General features: G+C 48.2%; 14 protein-coding genes. 11 read left to right on the plus strand and 3 right to left on the minus strand.

All coding sequences use genetic code 11. The annotated features are described in order from the left end of the window. The first annotated feature begins 50 nt into the window (after window positions 1-50). Both LKH74_RS04405 and LKH74_RS04410 read left to right on the plus strand, forming a co-directional pair. On the plus strand, window positions 51-1,100 hold the full coding sequence (locus LKH74_RS04405; protein ID WP_135366981.1) for a proline racemase family protein: 1,050 nt from the start codon (window positions 51-53) through the stop codon (window positions 1,098-1,100). A 34-nt stretch (window positions 1,101-1,134) separates the two neighbouring features. Further along, a complete protein-coding gene (locus LKH74_RS04410) occupies window positions 1,135-2,415 on the plus strand; it encodes an MFS transporter (RefSeq protein ID WP_135366980.1) in 1,281 nt (426 codons plus the stop codon). 48 nt (window positions 2,416-2,463) lie between these two features. Here the strand turns inward: LKH74_RS04410 and LKH74_RS04415 are convergent, their stop codons facing one another. Continuing rightward, window positions 2,464-3,330, minus strand: coding sequence for a LysR family transcriptional regulator (locus tag LKH74_RS04415; RefSeq protein ID WP_287788372.1), 867 nt, complete (start codon window positions 3,328-3,330; stop codon window positions 2,464-2,466). A gap of 243 nt (window positions 3,331-3,573) precedes the next feature. Here LKH74_RS04415 and LKH74_RS04420 point away from each other — a divergent pair, with 243 nt between their 5' ends. Together LKH74_RS04420 and LKH74_RS04425 are read left to right on the plus strand one after the other, a co-directional pair. Beyond that, a complete protein-coding gene (locus LKH74_RS04420; RefSeq protein ID WP_287788373.1) occupies window positions 3,574-4,674 on the plus strand; it encodes an alcohol dehydrogenase family protein in 1,101 nt (366 codons plus the stop codon). Window positions 4,675-4,709: 35 nt separating this feature from the next. Further along, complete coding sequence (locus LKH74_RS04425) at window positions 4,710-6,272, plus strand: BCCT family transporter (protein ID WP_287788374.1); 1,563 nt, start codon at window positions 4,710-4,712, stop codon at window positions 6,270-6,272. A 93-nt stretch (window positions 6,273-6,365) separates the two neighbouring features. Here LKH74_RS04425 and LKH74_RS04430 read toward each other — a convergent pair whose 3' ends face one another. Continuing rightward, window positions 6,366-7,484, minus strand: coding sequence for an ROK family transcriptional regulator (locus LKH74_RS04430; RefSeq protein WP_287788375.1), 1,119 nt, complete (start codon window positions 7,482-7,484; stop codon window positions 6,366-6,368). Window positions 7,485-7,900: 416 nt separating this feature from the next. Between LKH74_RS04430 and LKH74_RS04435 the strand changes: the two genes are divergently transcribed. From LKH74_RS04435 to LKH74_RS04450, 4 genes are all read left to right on the plus strand, one after another. Continuing rightward, window positions 7,901-9,328, plus strand: coding sequence for a glycoside-pentoside-hexuronide (GPH):cation symporter (locus LKH74_RS04435; RefSeq protein WP_434737646.1), 1,428 nt, complete (start codon window positions 7,901-7,903; stop codon window positions 9,326-9,328). Between the two features lie 123 nt (window positions 9,329-9,451). Next, window positions 9,452-10,228 (plus strand): SDR family oxidoreductase, encoded by a 777-nt coding sequence (locus LKH74_RS04440; protein ID WP_135366974.1) that lies wholly within the window; start codon window positions 9,452-9,454, stop codon window positions 10,226-10,228. 96 nt (window positions 10,229-10,324) lie between these two features. After that, window positions 10,325-11,866, plus strand: coding sequence for an FGGY-family carbohydrate kinase (locus LKH74_RS04445; RefSeq protein WP_135366973.1), 1,542 nt, complete (start codon window positions 10,325-10,327; stop codon window positions 11,864-11,866). A gap of 230 nt (window positions 11,867-12,096) precedes the next feature. After that, window positions 12,097-13,485, plus strand: coding sequence for an MDR family MFS transporter (locus LKH74_RS04450; protein ID WP_135366972.1), 1,389 nt, complete (start codon window positions 12,097-12,099; stop codon window positions 13,483-13,485). 37 nt (window positions 13,486-13,522) lie between these two features. Here the strand turns inward: LKH74_RS04450 and LKH74_RS04455 are convergent, their stop codons facing one another. Further along, on the minus strand, window positions 13,523-14,239 hold the full coding sequence (locus tag LKH74_RS04455) for a sulfite exporter TauE/SafE family protein (protein ID WP_287788377.1): 717 nt from the start codon (window positions 14,237-14,239) through the stop codon (window positions 13,523-13,525). A gap of 131 nt (window positions 14,240-14,370) precedes the next feature. Here LKH74_RS04455 and LKH74_RS04460 point away from each other — a divergent pair, with 131 nt between their 5' ends. The 3 genes from LKH74_RS04460 (at window position 14,371) to LKH74_RS04470 (ending at window position 16,768) form a co-directional block, all read left to right on the plus strand. Next, entirely contained in the window at window positions 14,371-14,823 is a 453-nt protein-coding gene (locus tag LKH74_RS04460; RefSeq protein WP_287788378.1) for a VOC family protein, read from the plus strand. Between the two features lie 364 nt (window positions 14,824-15,187). Further along, on the plus strand, window positions 15,188-16,066 hold the full coding sequence (locus LKH74_RS04465) for a hypothetical protein (protein ID WP_287788379.1): 879 nt from the start codon (window positions 15,188-15,190) through the stop codon (window positions 16,064-16,066). Between the two features lie 174 nt (window positions 16,067-16,240). Then, window positions 16,241-16,768 carry a MarR family winged helix-turn-helix transcriptional regulator gene (locus LKH74_RS04470; RefSeq protein ID WP_287788380.1) on the plus strand — a complete coding sequence of 176 codons (528 nt, stop codon included), beginning with the start codon at window positions 16,241-16,243 and terminating at the stop codon, window positions 16,766-16,768. Window positions 16,769-16,783 lie beyond the last annotated feature (15 nt).

Here is a 16,783-nt window from a genome sequence, read left to right on the forward strand (position 1 = left end):
GTGATTGATAATTGGTTATCAGCAAATCCAAAGAAAGAAGTGAATGTGAAATGGCTTTCAAGAGAATGTTTGATTCAGTTGAGTGTCACGAAGGTGAACCAATGCGGGTTATTACGAGTGGTGTGCCTACAATTCCTGGAGATTCTGTGTATGAGATGGAAGAATGGCTGAAGAAAAATGATGATCAAGTCCGTCTATTGATGCTACGCGAACCTAGAGGTATTCCAGCCACATGTGCAAACTTGATCGTGCCTGCTAAAAATCCCAAGGCCAAGGCAGGTTATATCATTATGGAACAAACGGAATATCCAATGATGAGTGGGGGCAATACAATTGCGGTTGCCACCGCCTTACTAGAAACTGGCCAAATTCCAATGACAGAACCAGTCAGTGAATTCGATTTGGAAGCGCCTGCTGGCTTGATTCACATTAAAGCTGACTGTAAAAACGGCAAAGTAACCCGTGTCACCTTTAAGAATGTTCCGGCCTTTCCAGTATACTTAGACAAAGAAATTGACGTACCACACTTAGGAAAGGTCAAAGTTGATATTGCTTGGGGTGGGATGTTCTATTGCTGTATTGATGCAACGCAATTCGAAGGCTTGCATCTGGTACCAGAAATGGGGAGTGAAATTGCTAAAATCTCCTCGTTAGTGACGACAGCAGCAATCGATCAATTGCCGGTTAACCACCCTGACTATCCAGGAGTTGGTATTACATTGTCAATGATGCATGAGCCATCAGATGATCCTGATGTTTATATGCGTACTTCCAACTGGTACCCAACTGGAAAAGTTGATTTTGATAAGCCAGAGACTTGGAAGGGTGCCTTAGACCGAGGTGTCTGTGGTACCGGGACTTGTGCCCTAATGTCGATTGAGCATGCCAAGGGACGCTTGAAATTAAATCAACCGTTCATTAACGAAGGTTTGCTAGGAATTCGATTTGAAGGTCGAGCCATTGAAGATACCGAGATCCACGGTCATAAAGCTATTGTGCCTACTGTGGGGGGACAATGCTGGATTTATGGATTTAACAAGTGGGTCTTGGATGATACGGATCCGTTCCAAAACGGCTTTACCATCGGTGATATTTGGTGAGCAATTAAAACCCTGATGGGAGGAGCGATGTTGTTTGGAACTATCAAAATTATCTTCGTTTAGAAAATGGCTAATGATTGGACTACTAGCATTCTTCGGTCGAGCGATTGCCAACGTTCCTTACTTACGCGAAGTGTATTATGATCAGATTATTAGTGCACTGCACATTACGAACACACAGCTGGGATTGCTGTCTAGTGCGGTGGGAATCGCTAGTTTAGTTGGTTACTTTTTTGGTGGCTTTTTGGCCGACAGAATTAGTTCGAAGAAAATGATTATGGTCTCTGGTGTTGTCGGGGGATTATTCTCTCTGTGGTACATGGCTCTGCCGTCTTTTCCCATTTTATTATTGATTCATGCTGTATTAGCCTTAGATGGCACGCTGATTTTCTGGGCAGCGTATGTCCGGATTATTCGGATATTAGGAGGTAGTGAAGGACAAGGGAAATATTATGGCTTTGCGGAAGGTATTCGTGCAGGGTTTGGTATTCTTCTTCCCATTACCACGACATTTATTTTGGCGCAATTTGTGAATGTTAAGCTGGGAATGAAGTCAGTCTTATTATTTTATGCAATTTGTTACTTTGCGACTAGTATCTTGGCAGCTTTCGTCTTGGTTGATGTTCGTGAAGATACCCAGCCAGATCAGCCGCAGGCCAAAATAACTAAGGCAGACTATGTTGCGCTATTAAAAACGCCAGGACTATGGCTAGTCTCGTTCTTAATTTTTGGCACTTACTTAGTCTTTTCACTTCAGTCGTACACGACGCCCTATTTGACAGGAATGGGAGTCTCAAATGGTGTTGTCAGTATGGTGGCAACGTTCCGCTCCTACGGGGTTGGTGTGATTGCTATGCCGCTGTTTGGAATCATGGCAGATAAGTGGCTGAAGTCCTCAGCCAAAGCTTGTGTGATTGGCATGACGTTGCTATTGCCATGTGCGCTAGCGATGCTATTTATCCCTAAGTCTGCACCAGTGGTTATCATCATAATGACCTTAGCTATTGGATTCTTAGCTAGTGGCACGCGCGGCGTTTACTATGCCACGCAAGATGAAGCACGGATTCCGGTTACGATGACGGGGACTGCAGCTGGCATCATTTCTACTATTGGATTTTTACCTGATGCATACGTCTTTACGCAAGTTGGTGCTTGGCTGGATAAGTATCCGGCTACGCAGGCTTATCATATGATTTGGATTTACATGGCAATCGGTTGTTTAATTGCCATCGCTGCTGGTGGGGGCATTCTGTGGCTAGCCCTTCATCAGGGAACCAAGGTTAAGTCTAATGTTCAGACGCAGGATGTTGCATAGTCAGTAAAAAGCACCACTCTAGATTTTCTAGGGTGATGCCTTTACTGGTTATGCAGGGATTGTGGCGAGGAAAACTTTGCTGCGAATCAACTGACCAAGGCGCTGAACAATATCTCGATGTGTCTGATCCTTGCTAGTTAGTCCGACTTTCAGTTTGAACGGACAGTCGATTAAGTCAGTGGAGAGAATACGCATGTCAGTGGTAATGAGCGATTCGGGAAGTAAGGAGACGGCTACACCAGCTTGTACCGCTGAAGCAATGTTATCCATCATGGTGCTTTTAAATACCACTTTAAAGTTAGCGTCAGTTTTTTTCAGACATCTTAAGGAGTAGTTATTCACAATGCAATTATCTGAGAATAGCGCAACTGGGAGGGATTGGGAAGCGTCAAGAGTTAGATCATGACTAGCTACCCAGAACATTTTCTCTTCCCAGAGGGGGTAATCGTCTGAATATTGCGGTTCCATAGCAACTAAGGAGATGTCAACTTTCCCTTCAGCCATTTGTTTCCGTAAGATACGGCTACGAGAGGCAACAATGTCAAAATTGTAATCGTTAAATTCTTGTTTGATTGTCGGATAGACTTTTTTGACGAGAAAGGCAACATAATCTGTGGGAACGCCAAGAGTGAGGGCGCCTTGCCAATCAGCATTGTTCAGCGAATTGAATGCGGAATCATTTAGCTCTAAGATTTGTTGGGCGTATTTATACAGCGTTTCACCGGCCTGAGTCAGTGTAAGGGTATCTTTTTCCCGAATAAAAAGGGGTTCGCCCACTTGCTCCTCCAATTTTTTGATCTGGGTACTGACAGAAGAGTGAGAACGGTAGACCATTTCAGCGGTCACATTAAACTTTTTAGTTTCAGCGGCAATGACGAAGGTATTCAAGTATTCGAGATTAAAGCGTTCTTGCATTCTATCAAATCCTTTTATATTTTCGAGTTCCTTGTGCAAATCGTAGCATATAATCATTGCTACTTCAACGCTTAGTGAAAGCGTTTTAATTTATTGAACTCTAGGTTCATTATCATTTGATTGTCACTGAGCATGAGGAGCATATAATCGAAGATGGAAATACAAGTTAGGGATGCGCATCCGATAGCTGTATTGAGATTTAATTAATTTTGTGAATTTTTGAGCTACTAGGAGGAAATGAACATGACTGATATTCCAGAAAAAATGAGCGGTGTTTACTTAACGGGTAATGGTGGTTTTGATAAATTAGAGTACCGAGAAGATATTCCAGTGCCAACCCCTGAAGCCGGTGAAGTCTTGGTTAAAATCGGTGCAGCTGCGGTCAACAACACGGATGTTAATACGCGGACTGGTTGGTATAGTAAGAAGGTTAAAGAGGAAAGTAATGCCGGTGGCGTCAAAGGGTTCAAAGAAGACGTTCATGAAGATGGTACTTGGCTGGGTGAAGCCATGCATTTCCCACGTATCCAAGGGGCAGATGGCAGTGGCGTTATCGTTGCGGTTGGGGATGGTGTCAGTCCTGATCGAATTGGACAACGTGTCTTGATTCGGACGATGCAAGAGCTACCAGCTAGTGATGAGGGCTTGGAATGCATTACGTTTGGTTCTGAATGTGATGGTAGCTTTGCGGAATACACCAAGACCTTGTCATCAGAAGCATTTGAAATTCATTCAGATCTAAGTGATGGAGAATTGGCGACTTTCCCATGTTCATATTCAACGGCAGAAAACTTAGTGGTTCGGGTTGGCGTGAACAAGGGTGACGTTGTTTTAGTCACCGGAGCTTCCGGCGGTGTTGGCTCAGCACTGGTTCAATTAGTTAAGATTCGTGGTGCTAAGGTCATTGCCGTTTGTGACCCAGGGCAAGAAGATCGGGTCAAGGGTTATGGCGCTGATGAGATTCTGCTACGTGGTGATAGCTTTGTTGAGAAGATTGGTAAGATGAAGGTTGACGTTGTTTTGGACATGGTTGCTGGTCCACAATGGCCGGAATTGTTGGAAGTCTTGAAGAAAGGCGGTAAATATGGTGTCGTTGGTGCTATTGGTGGGCCAATGGTGGACTTAGATGTACGTAACCTGTACTTAAAAGACTTGAGTTTATTCGGGAGCACCTATCAGACTAGAGAAGCCTTCACGAACTTAATTAGCTATATTGAGAAAGGTCAAATTAAGCCAGTCGTTGCTAAAGAATTTCCATTGAAGGATATCGTTGAAGCGCAAAAAGTCTTTCTGTCCAAGACGTTAGTCGGTAAGATTGTTTTGAACGTGAACCCTCAAAACTAGAAAAGATTAGCTGATGCTCAGAAAGGTGTAGGCATATGCGGCTCAAACAACGGCTTAAATTCATAGACCTCAAAGTGTTTTTAGTTCCAGCAGTTTTAGTTTTGTTGGTTATTGTAGCGGGGGTATTTTATCATAAGCAATTTGGACAATTGGTAAATGCAACCTTTCAATGGTCACAACGGTATTTCAGCTGGCTCTATGCATTGGTTACCTTTAGTTTTATCCCGTTTTGTGTGTGGGCAGCCTGGGGCAAGCAAGGTCAAATTCGGTTGGGGGGCAAGCAAGCTCAACCTAGTATGTCAATGGCAGCTTGGATTTCGATTACGTTTACCTCAGGCATGGCTCTAGGCGTTGTCTTCTACGGTGTTAGCGAAGGTCTGACGAATTATATGAAGCCGCCGCCCTTTACGCACTTACTGCCGCATAGTGCTGCCGCTGCCGAAACCGCACTACAGTATGTATACTTGCACTGGGGATTTCAGGCTTATGGTATTTACACGGCAGCGGGTCTGTGCTTCGCCTTTGCACTGTGGAATTTGAAACAGAAATTTGCGCTTAATTCGGCATTGCAGCCATTATTGCATGAACGAGCAAATGGCTGGATGGGTCAGCTAGTCAATTGGTTGTGCCTATATGTCTTGGTGGCCTCACTGGGAACCAATGTTGGGTTAGGGACATTGCAGTTATCAACGGGATTTCGCTATATGACTAAGTTGGCAATTAAGCCGTTGGTGTTACAGATCCTTATCATTGCCATATTGGGCATAATCGGTATCTACGCGGCCTGTTCCGGTATTCACCGGGGTATCAAGTTAGTCAGTAACATTAACATGAGTGTTTTCGCAACGTTACTGGCTTGGGCGTTTATCTTTGGTGGATCCGTATTCATCTTAAATAATACGTTGTCTTCAATTGGCGGCTATCTGAAGAATTTTGTTGAAATGGGATTATATTTAGAACCTGTGAAACAGACGGGATGGGTAGCCAAAAATACAATTTATTATTGGGCTTGGTGGACAACAGTAGCACCGATCACGGGCTTGTTTTTGGCTCGGTTGGCTAGGGGACGAACGATTCGTCAGTTTGTGTTGGTCAATTTGCTAGTGCCAGTTGGGTTCATCTTCATTTGGTTTGGAACGTTTGGTTCATCAGCCATTTTTACTCAGATGCATCATGTTGATATCTGGCGTGATTTGCAGACGCAAGGTTATCCGGTGGCATTCTTCGCTTACCTGAACACGTTACCTTGGGGAAAATTGGTGATGATTCTGGGATTGATTGCGGTGATTCTCTCATTCGTAACTCAGTACGAATCAATGATTTATTCCATTGCTGAGATGTCAGTAAATCAATCAGAGCTGTTGCCAAATGATCATCGGGTCAATTATCTGAAGATATTTTGGGGCATAGCGATATCATTGATGGGATTCATCCTGATTCAGTCAGGCGGGCTGACCACAGTTCAGACGTCGGTGGTTGTTCTTGGAATTCCGATTCTCTTGATTCTGGTTGCCTATGTTTTTGGGTTTGTCAAAGCAATCAGAAGGTATGATGAAACAATGCTTGCAATCAAGCGTGTGGACGACGCTAAAAACTAAATCGGCCTTGCCGCGGGCACCGGTAAGGCTGACATCAAAAACGACCACCGAGTTTTTTCTCGGTGGTCGTTTTCACGTATTGGTAAGTTGCTGCTAAATGTCTTGTAGCTGTTGCCGAATTGCTGGAATAGCTGCGCCAATAGCAACGGCATGATTGTTGACGGTACCGAGGCGGAGGTAGCTCTCCGTTTCCGGAAAGACAGAGCGCTGCTTGAGTCGTTGCTTGAGATCAGCTAGATTTTCCGCCGTTAAGTATTTCGTCAGATTTCCTGCGATAACCAGCGGAATGTCCACGAACATGTGCAGGTTGTAAATCGCTGCGGCCAGGTAATCTAGGTATTGGTCAAAGCGTTGGCTGACTGCCGGGACGCCTTGGGCAAGCTGATCAAAAAAGTCGGTACAGGATTCGTCCTCATGCAGGAGCGAGTTCAAGGAGCAGTACGTTTCAATGCAACCACGCCGCCCGCAATAGCAAACAGGTCCGTTGCTGGCATTGAGCGTAATGTGTTCCATGGTGCCATTCCGGCCGCTGGGGCTGTTCAACATGTGGCCGTTCACGATAACTGCGGTTCCGATGTGTTCACCAATCGAAAGGAAGATGCCGTCTGTGGGATGCTGGCTGTATTCAGCACGGGCTACGCAGTCGGCGTCATGGTAGAAGGTGACCGGGAAGGGGAGGTATTGCGCAAAGGTTGCGGCCTTCATGCCGGTACAATTAAGAATCTTGCCATAGAGAATCGTGGTGCCATCGCCGTCGATTAAGCCCTGAATACCGATACCGACGTGGGCAATCTGATTTTGACTAAAACCGTGTTCCTGGATCAATGTCAGGATGGCCTGTGCTAGGGCTTGGGCGTATTGATCATCGTTGGCAAAGTCCAAATTACTGGTTTGTAGAGCCATCACTTCATTTTTTAAGTTAAGCACGGCCAGTGTTGCCCGGTGCGCGAAAATTTCAACGCCGATACTCAGGCTGACGTTGGGATCAATCGAGTAGGCAGTCGCCCGGCGACCAATGAGTGATTTCAATTGTCCATTTTTCACGATTAATTTTTGCTCAGTTAATTTTTGCAAGTTAGAGCTAACCGTGGGGAGGCTCAAGTTCAGCTGATCCGCGATGTCTTGCTTAGATAATTTTTCATTGTCGTAGAGTAAATGGTAAATGTCTGAGTAGTTGGAATGTTTGATGGATTGCATATTACTGGTACTCATAGCTAACTCCTTTACATATTTTGTAGGTAACGATGGTGAGAATCCGACGTTAAGCGGCATCCTCAGACACAACCATCTGTTATTACCCTACAGTGTAGCACAAATTGGGCAGAAGAAAGTCGATTTGTAAAATAATGTAACCGCTATCTTTAGGAGGCTGTTTGCCAGTGATTTTGACAAATTAGCTATTGAAATAAATGATCAATTGAAAAGAATTGAAAAATAATTCTCTTGATGGTATAGGACAAAAACAGCTAGCCAATCGACAATTCTGTTAAATTGGACTGATTGTGAAATGAATAATTATAGGGAAAAAGGATTGCGCCCGAAAACGTTTGCAGATATAATAGCAATCGAATTAGTTTTATAAAACGATTTTATAAAACAATGTGAGCAAACTTAGAGAGGTGCTTGTGGTGAAAAAGTATATTTCCTATGCGTTAGGAACGTTTGGTCATGATGCGTTTTACAATACGCTGAGTATTTACTTCATGATGTTTCTGACGAGTCAGCTGTTTACGAACAGCGGCGACGAAAAGATGGTCGGAATCGTGACCACGATGGTTGTCGTGATTCGGGTTGGTGAAATCATGTTTGACCCGATGATTGGGGGCATCGTTGATAATACGAATACCCGTTGGGGAAAATTCCGACCGTGGATCATGATTGGATCCGTGGTAGCGGCTATCGGCTTGGTCTTTCTGTTCTCAGACTACTTTGGTTTAGCCTGGAACAGTCCGATTTTTTACTTAGTCTTGGTAGCGATTACATTCTTGATGATCGATGTTTTTTATTCGTTTAGCGATATTGCGTTGTGGTCGATGTTGCCAGCCGTTAGCCTGGATAACCGGACCCGAACGAAATTTGGGACCGCTTCACGGATTGGGTCAACGTTGGGGGCACAGATCGTCATTGTCATTATTACACCGGCGATTCTGCTGTTTTCACATCTGATTTCTAAGGTGCCCTATGGTCAACAGACCCGTGCTGGTTGGACCGGGTACGTCTTGATCGTGGCCTTGTTGTGTGTGGGTGGTGCGCTGATTACCTGCCTGAACATCAAAGAAGAACATAATCTGATTCGGGCCAACGTGAAGCACACGACGGTATCCGATATTTTCCGGGCCATTGGTCACAATAAGCAATTGCTGTGGATGGCCGCCTCATACTTCCTATTTGCCTTCAGTTACGTGGTCACCAATTCGCTGTTGATGTATTACTTTACTTATCGATTGGGTAACGCAGCGGCCTATACTTGGGTTGGTGTCATCACGTGTATTCTCGGTGTCATTTCTGTGGGTCTATTCCCCACACTGGAAACGCTGATTCACCGTCGGGCTATCTACATTGGTGGGATTGCCTTTATGCTGGTTGGGTACGTGATTTTTCTGCTAGCTGGGCAAAATCTCGGATTGGTCCTGCTGGCAGTATCGTTTTACTTCTTCCCTTACCCGTTGATTTTCTTGGCCACGCTGATGACGATTACCGACAGTGTCGAATATGGTCAGCTGGTTAATGGTGTCCGCAATGAATCCGTTACGCTGTCAGTTCGGCCTTTGATCGATAAACTCGCTGGGGCTGCCTCTAACGGGATTGTGGGCATCGTCGCTGTTGTGGCGGGGATGACAGGTAATGCCAAGCCGTCTGATATTACGGCGGCTGGGGTCTCGCAATTTAACTTATTTATGTTCTACATTCCCATCGTCTTGCTGATTCTAGCGGCACTTCTGTTCTATTTCAAGGTCGATCTGACGGAAGCCAAGCACCAAAAGATTGTGGCAGAATTACAAAAGCGGTTGAAGCGGGATCAGACCCTGAAGGAGGCGGATTCAGAAGTTAATTAATTTACGAAAAATGAAAACGGTGTCAAAAAACCATTGACTTTTAAAAAGAATGGCATTATGCTTATTCACGAATTAAACAAAGTCGTTTTATAAAAAGACTTTGAAATTTAGGAGGAATTATTCATGGGTATTTTAGATCGCATGCGTTTGGATGGCAAAAAAGCCTACGTTACTGGTGGGGCTCAAGGTTTAGGTAAGGCCATGGCCACTGGGTTGGCTGAAGCCGGTGCGGATGTTGCCATTGTTGATATCAACATCGACAAGGCGCAAGAAACTGCCGCAGAAATTGCTAAGGCTACGGGCCAAAAGGCCATTGCCATTCAAACAGATGTTACGGATCCTGACCAAGTTCAAAACATGGTCGACACGGTCGTTAAGGAATTAGGTGGTTTGGATGCTGCATTCAACAATGCTGGGGTTTGCTTGAATGTGCCAGCCGAAAAGATGACCTTCGCCCAATGGCAAAAGGTTGTCAACTTGAACCTGAATGCAGTGTTCCTATGCTCCACGGCAGCTGGTCGTTACATGTTGAAGCAAGGCTCAGGTTCCATTGTGAACACGGCTTCCATGTCTGCACACATCGTTAACCGGCCACAACCACAATGCTCTTACAACGCAACCAAGGCTGGGGTTATTCAATTATCCAAGTCCTTAGCAATCGAATGGGCTAAGAAGGGTGTGCGGGTTAACACCATGAGTCCTGGTTACATGGGAACTGATTTGACTCTGAACTCCGAAGACTTGAAGCCATTGATCAAGACCTGGAATGACTGGGCACCGCTTGGTCGTTTGGGTGAACCAAACGAATTACAAGGTATGGCCGTTTACTTGGCCGGTGATACTAGCAGCTTCTCAACTGGTGCCGACTACTTAGTTGATGGTGCCTTCACTGCATGGTAAATCGCTGTTGGTCCGTCGCTAGCTAGGCGTGTCAGTGAGCACGATATCGCGATGGACGATGAACAGAAATTTTAGGAAAAGAGAGGAACACCACTCATGAAGTATTTAATTGGGACTGACATCGGGACTTCCGGAACTAAGAGTATTTTAATGGATACTACCGGTAAACTGATTGCTCAGGATTTGGAAGAATATGATGTTTTGACGCCCCGACCACTGTGGGCTGAACAATGGCCAGATGTTTGGGACAAAGGCGTGCGCGATTCTATTCGCGCCGTTGTAAAAGCTAGCGGTGTCAATCCGGACGACATTAAGGGTATTGGGTTAAGCGGTTTGTACGGTGGCTCTGGCGTCCCCGTGGACAAGGACATGAATCCAGTACGGCCAGACTTAATTTGGATGGATCGCCGAGCGGCTAAAGAAACGGAATGGGTTAAAGCCAACGTTGATTTGAAACGGTTATCTGAAATTACCGGGAATGACGTTGTTGACCCTTACTACGGCTACACGAAGGTTTTGTGGATCAAGAATCATGAACCAGAAAACTGGAAGAAGACAGCGATGTTCTTGCCACCAAACAACTATGCCATTTACAAGTTGACCGGTGCGGTCTCAATTGATTACTCTGCTGCTGGTAATATTGGGGGATTCTTTGACATCAACACGGGGACCTGGTCCAAGGAAATGATGGACGCGATGGGTGTGCCGATGGATAAGATGCCACAGAAGTTTGTGGATGCCACTGAGGTCGCTGGCCGACTAACGGCAGAAGCTGCGGCCGACTTAGGCCTGAACGAAGGCACGCCAGTCATTGCTGGTGGGGTCGACGTGGGTGCGGCTAATATCGGTATGGGTGTTTTGGAACCCGGTCGTTATGTTGCAGCCATCGGTTCTTCAATGAACGCGGCCTTGGTTAGCGAAAAGCCTATCAAGGGTCGGGGCATGATCGTTTGGCCATACCCTTACAAGTCACGCGAGTTGGTTTATAACTTTAGTGGTTCAGCAACTGCCGGAGCCATTACCAAGTGGTTCCGGGATAACTTCGGGGATGCCGAAGTTGCCGTTCAAAACCAGGGCGGTCATAACGCTTACGTAACCCTTGGTGAAGAGGCGAAGGATGTTCCGGCCGGCAGTCGTGGCTTGGTCGTCTTGCCTTACTTCATGGGTGAGCGGGCACCGGTATGGAACTCCGATGCTAAAGGGATGGTCTTCGGACTCTCACTAGTACACACGAAAGCCGATCTATTCCATGCCTTCCAAGAAGGGGTCTGCTACGCATTGCGGCACAGTATCGAAAGCACGGGTCGCGATTTAGGCGACTACATTGTGATTGCCGGTGGGGTCACCCACTCCAAGGATTGGGTCCAAATGTTTGCTGACGTTACGGGCTATGCCGTTCGGACGCCGGTCGATGATGCGGAAGCTAACCTGGGTGACGTGATGTTAGCTGGCTTGGCAACCGACACCTTGACCACCGATGAGGTTCAAAAATGGCAGGTCTTAGGTGAGAAAGTTGAGCCACGGGCTGCGCAACACGAGACTTACAACAAGTATTACCAATTATATCGGAACCTATACAAGGATTTAGGCAACGATATGCATGATCTATCAGTGATTTCGGGCATTGCGGAATCATAAATACATTGGGTTCAAAAACGGCTACCCCGGACACAGGTGGCCGTTTTTGTGTGCAATCAGTTAACCGGTTGAAGGCTGAAAGACGAAACTACCCAGTGGCCACATTAGTTTGTTGCCCGTAACATTTCCGCCCTAGGTCCGTCTCTCATTGACAAGCCGAAACATCGTTAGTATCCTGAATTAAGCACGTTTCTACAATTCTCATTATCTGGAAGGTCGTTTACCTACATATGCATAAGAACCGCTTCTCCTTTAGCTTGATCATGGTTGGTGCGTTCCTCAGTGTCTTGAACCAAACGCTGATGTCCACCGCCTTACCCGCCATTATGCGGGCGTTCCACATCACGACCGCCCAGGGACAGTGGCTCAACAACGGCTACCTGCTGATCAATGCGTTGATGATTCCCACCACGGCGTATTTGATCAAACGCTACACGACGCGTCAGCTGTATTTGACGGCGTCACTGATTTTCATTGTTGGCTCCCTGATTGGGGCCACGGCGGCCTTTTACCCCGTCTTGATCGTCGGCCGAATGATTCAGGCCTTGGGGGCCGGCATCATCATTCCGCTGGTCAACGTGGTGGTAATGACGTCGACCAAGCCCAGTGAACGGGGCGCTGCGATGGGCATCGTCGGACTGGCCTTGAACCTGGCGCCAGTGCTGGGGCCGACCGTGGCCGGGGTAATTTTGACCCACCTCAGTTGGCCGTATCTCTTTGGGCTGACGTTGCCGCTGATGTTAGTGGACGTGGCCTTGGCACCGAAATTTTTGAAAAATGTGGGCGAACTGCACCAGCAGCGACTCGACCGGACCGGCTTACTGCTGTCCGGGTTTGGCTTGACGGCGGCACTTTACAGCTTCTCCAACGTGGGTGAAACGGCGTTTTGGTCGGTGAAGGGCGTCGTGCCGTTGGTGATTGGGCTGGTGTTACTGGGACTCTTCGTCAAATGCCAGTGGACCAAGCGTTACCCGCTGTTGAACCTGCACGTGTTTCGGTATCGGCAGTTTAATTTACCGCTAATTATTAATATGTTGTTAATGGTCACGATGTACGGTAACGCCATCATCATTCCGGTGTTGGTGCAAAATGTGTTTCACCAGAGCGCCTTCGTGTCGGGGCTGACGCTGCTGCCAGGGTCGGTCTGCACGGCCATTATTTCGCCACTGAGCGGCCGGTTTTATGACAAATATAATTTTCGGCGGATGGTGATGATCGGGCTGACCATCGACATGAGCGGGTCGTTGCTACTGAGTGCGACCGGCAGCCATTCCTCGATGGCTTACGTGGTCGCCGGGCAGACGATTCGCCAGCTGGGCCTGGTATTGGTGCTGATCCCCATTCAGACGCACGCCTGGTCGATGCTGCCGTTGGCCATGATTCCCGATGGTGTCGCGGTGTACAACACGCTGCGACAGGTGGCGGCCTCCTTTGGTACGGCCCTGCTGGTGGCCATCATCAGTCTGACCAGCACCAGCCACATCCACTGGTCGATGAACAGTCAGCTGGTTGGCATCAAGTTCAGCTATTTGCTGTCAACGGGGATGGTCTTCGTCTGCTGGTTACTGGCGCGGCAGTTGAAGAAGGCTGATGGTTTGGGCGAGGTACCTGAGAAATGAACGACAAAAGACGCAACCATCGCCGGCTGCGTCTTTTTTAAATGAATAAGTAATAAAGCCCACTGAGGCCGATGAACGCGTAGATGACCCGTTTCATGGTGGCGACGTTGAGGCGGGGCTGCAGGTGGGCTGCGATGGTCGTCCCGGTGATGGCGCCCAGCATGCCGATGAGGATGAAAGGCACCAGGTGGGCGGTCACGATGCCGCTGGCGACCCGCAGCGTGGTGATGTAAAAGGTATCGATCAAAAAGAATGTTTGCAGGTCGGCCAGGTATTGCGAAAGCGACCGGGCTTTGGACAGAAAGTACAGGGCCATGAGTGGACCGCCGATGCCAAACAGCCCGTTGAAGAAGCCCGAGATGATCATGAATGCCCCGGCAACGAACCAGGGATAGGCGGTGTCGCCGGAATTTTTATGCAATGAAAAGTACAGGGACAGGGCTACCAGGAGGCCGCCCAACATCATCCGCAACAGATGGACATCTAATACGTGACCCAGGTGCACCGACCAGCTGGCCACGCTGGCGTAGACCAAAAAAGGAATGATGATGCGTTTCAAACGAATCTCATGGCGGTTGCGGATCACCAAGGTCACGACGCTACCGAGCATCATCAGCCCCGCCACCCCGGCACTCTGGTCGATGGGCAAGATGTTGGGCAAGAAGATCATCATGATGATGACGGCCCCAAATCCTGTGAGTCCCTGGACCAATCCACCTAAAAATCCCGCAATAATGACAACTAACCAAGCCACACCCGTTTCCTCCTTCACTAGTATCTTTAGTGTGGCCGAAGCCCTGACGAAAGTCAACCGGTCGCTGGGCTTGACAGGGGGACGGAGAACTCGTTTAATAAGGTTAACTAAATGAAGAGGAGTGGTTTGAAATGGATGCGCGCACGACGCCTTACTTTTCTTTTGCGGATGCCAAGACAGCGGTTAGTTACTATCAGGAGGTCTTTGGAGCGACGGATGTTTATCGCCTCAGTCCGGATCGCGACCAGGCGAGAATCTTTGGGGTTCCCGATGGCGTCGACCTTACCGACATTACGATGTACGGCGGCTTTAAGATTCTCGGCCTGAATTTCAGTTTTTCCGATGCCTTTGGCGGACAAACGCAGCCGTCCAACCAAGTCTCGGTCATGCTGGACATCAACAGTGCCGACACCCAGGCGGTGGCCGCACTGGACCAGCTGTACGCCCGGTTGATGGCTTCCGGTAAGGTGACCGTGAAGATGCCGTATGCGCAGCAGTTTTGGGGCAACAAGATGGGGACCATCGTGGATCAGTATGGCATCACGTGGATGCTCAGCTGCTCCCCGTGGGCGGACCAGCGGTAGACATTTGGGACACAAAAAAGCCCTCATCAATCCGAGATGAGGGCACCAGTTGATCCATAGGTTACATTTGGAATGTACAGAGCAACTGGGCAGGCGCGAACCTGCATTGACTAGTGTACCTGTTTTCGTGGCAAATAGCTAGGAAAAGTTGGCAAGTTGGCCAATTTAAGCTCATGCGACTGGAAATAACGGGTAACTGGCGGAGCTGATTGGGCAGTTGACCGGGTAATGCATGCCACAACGAATGGCGGTTCACCTGAATGATTGGCGGGTCGATTCTCTAAGGGGGTCGACCCGATTTTGCTATCTTTTGAACTGGTGCCATGCTATACTCACTCCCAAGACAAATTCGGGGAGAGAGACTATGAAAAAACAACTAACAACATTACTGGCGGTGGGCGTCATGGCGACCACCATGGGGAGCACGTCCGCGCAGGCCGCCACGGAGACGGCTAATCCGACGCCAATTTCAAGTAGCGGCTGGTTACACAGCGATGAATCTCAGCGAGGGGCATTTAAAAACGCCTACTACCGGCTCAAGGCCAAGACACCGGCCAAGCTAGCGGCGTATCGCGCTCAGGGTGGGGCCATGATCCAACGTAAGCTGACCTTGCCCAAGGGCACGATTATTAGTGCCACCAAACAGGGCAAGTATTTGGTGAAGACGGAAAATAGCCAGGCCGCCGACGTGCGCTATGGCCTGAAAGCGGCAACCTTGAAGAAGATGGGGACCGTGGGCCAAGGGACCCTGGTGCTGAAGATCAAGGCTAGCCAGGCGACTAAGATCAAGCGACCGGTCTACGCGCTGCCATACGGCGGTGGGCAATTGCTGAGTGGTGGCTTGAAGGCGCTGAGCCAAGTGCCTAAAATCACCAGTAACCAGATTCGCATCACGGCGGACGGTTACCTGGAATACTACCCGAACCACCCGCACGTTGTGACGGGCGACGGCGGCTATCAGTGGACGTATGCGTTCAACCAGCGGCCTACCAAGAGCGTCAAGATTACCAAGGCCACGGCCAAGGGGAGTCGCGTCTTCTTGTACACTAAGGTGAAACCAGCCGGCGTTGCCAGCAGTCGCGTGGCCAAGACCGGTGCTCACCAATATCGGGTCAAACTGACCAATTTACACACGCCGTACGCCTATACGGATAACTGGCTGGGGGACGACACCGGTGTCGCCAGCATGTACACTATTGGTAAGACGACTGCTTATACCGTCATTGGCGAGGGATTTAATTAAATTAGCAGGCTATTTAAACCTGACAGATAGGGTCTGGGAGGCTTTTCCCAGGTCTTTTTTCTACGCTGAAAATAGCAGCTTTAAACTAAATAGTTAGCTTTTAGTTAGTTTTAGTTTACAAAAGCTAACTATCATGCTAAGATAATGCCATCAAGAACAAGGAGGCCATTTTCAATGACAGAGAAAAGTCGAGATCTGATGAAAATTTTTGGCAAATTACTACAGAATCGGGCGTTACTGATGACGGTAGGACATCAACCGGGGATGGGCGGCCATGGTGGTGGTCGCGGCCAGATGGGACTCTTGCAAGTCTTGAGTCAATCGACCAACGGCTTGACCAATGCCGAAATCGCGGAGATTTTGGACATTCGGCCCAGTTCCGTCAGTGCGCTGATCACCAAGCTGGTGGATACCGGATTGGTTGAACGGGTGCCCAGTGAAACGGATAAGCGGGCGGTAATCGTCAAGCTCAGCACACAGGGACGCGAGCTGTTTGACCAATATGATCAACGCATGGATGATTGGTCGACCAAGTTGTTCGCCGGCTTGACGGCAGCGGAACAGACTCAGTTGACGGAGCTATTGACCAAGCTAAGCCACCATGTGGACGACCTGGACTGGCACGAGATGATGGGTGGCCATGCTCACCCACACTTTGGTCGGGGCGGCCACGGTCCCATGGGTGGTTGGCCACGGTTCTAAAATTTGGAGGCATAA

The sequence above is a fragment of the Levilactobacillus sp. genome, assembly GCF_022646225.1.
In the GTDB taxonomy this organism is placed as follows: Bacteria; Bacillota; Bacilli; order Lactobacillales; family Lactobacillaceae; genus Levilactobacillus; species Levilactobacillus suantsaiihabitans.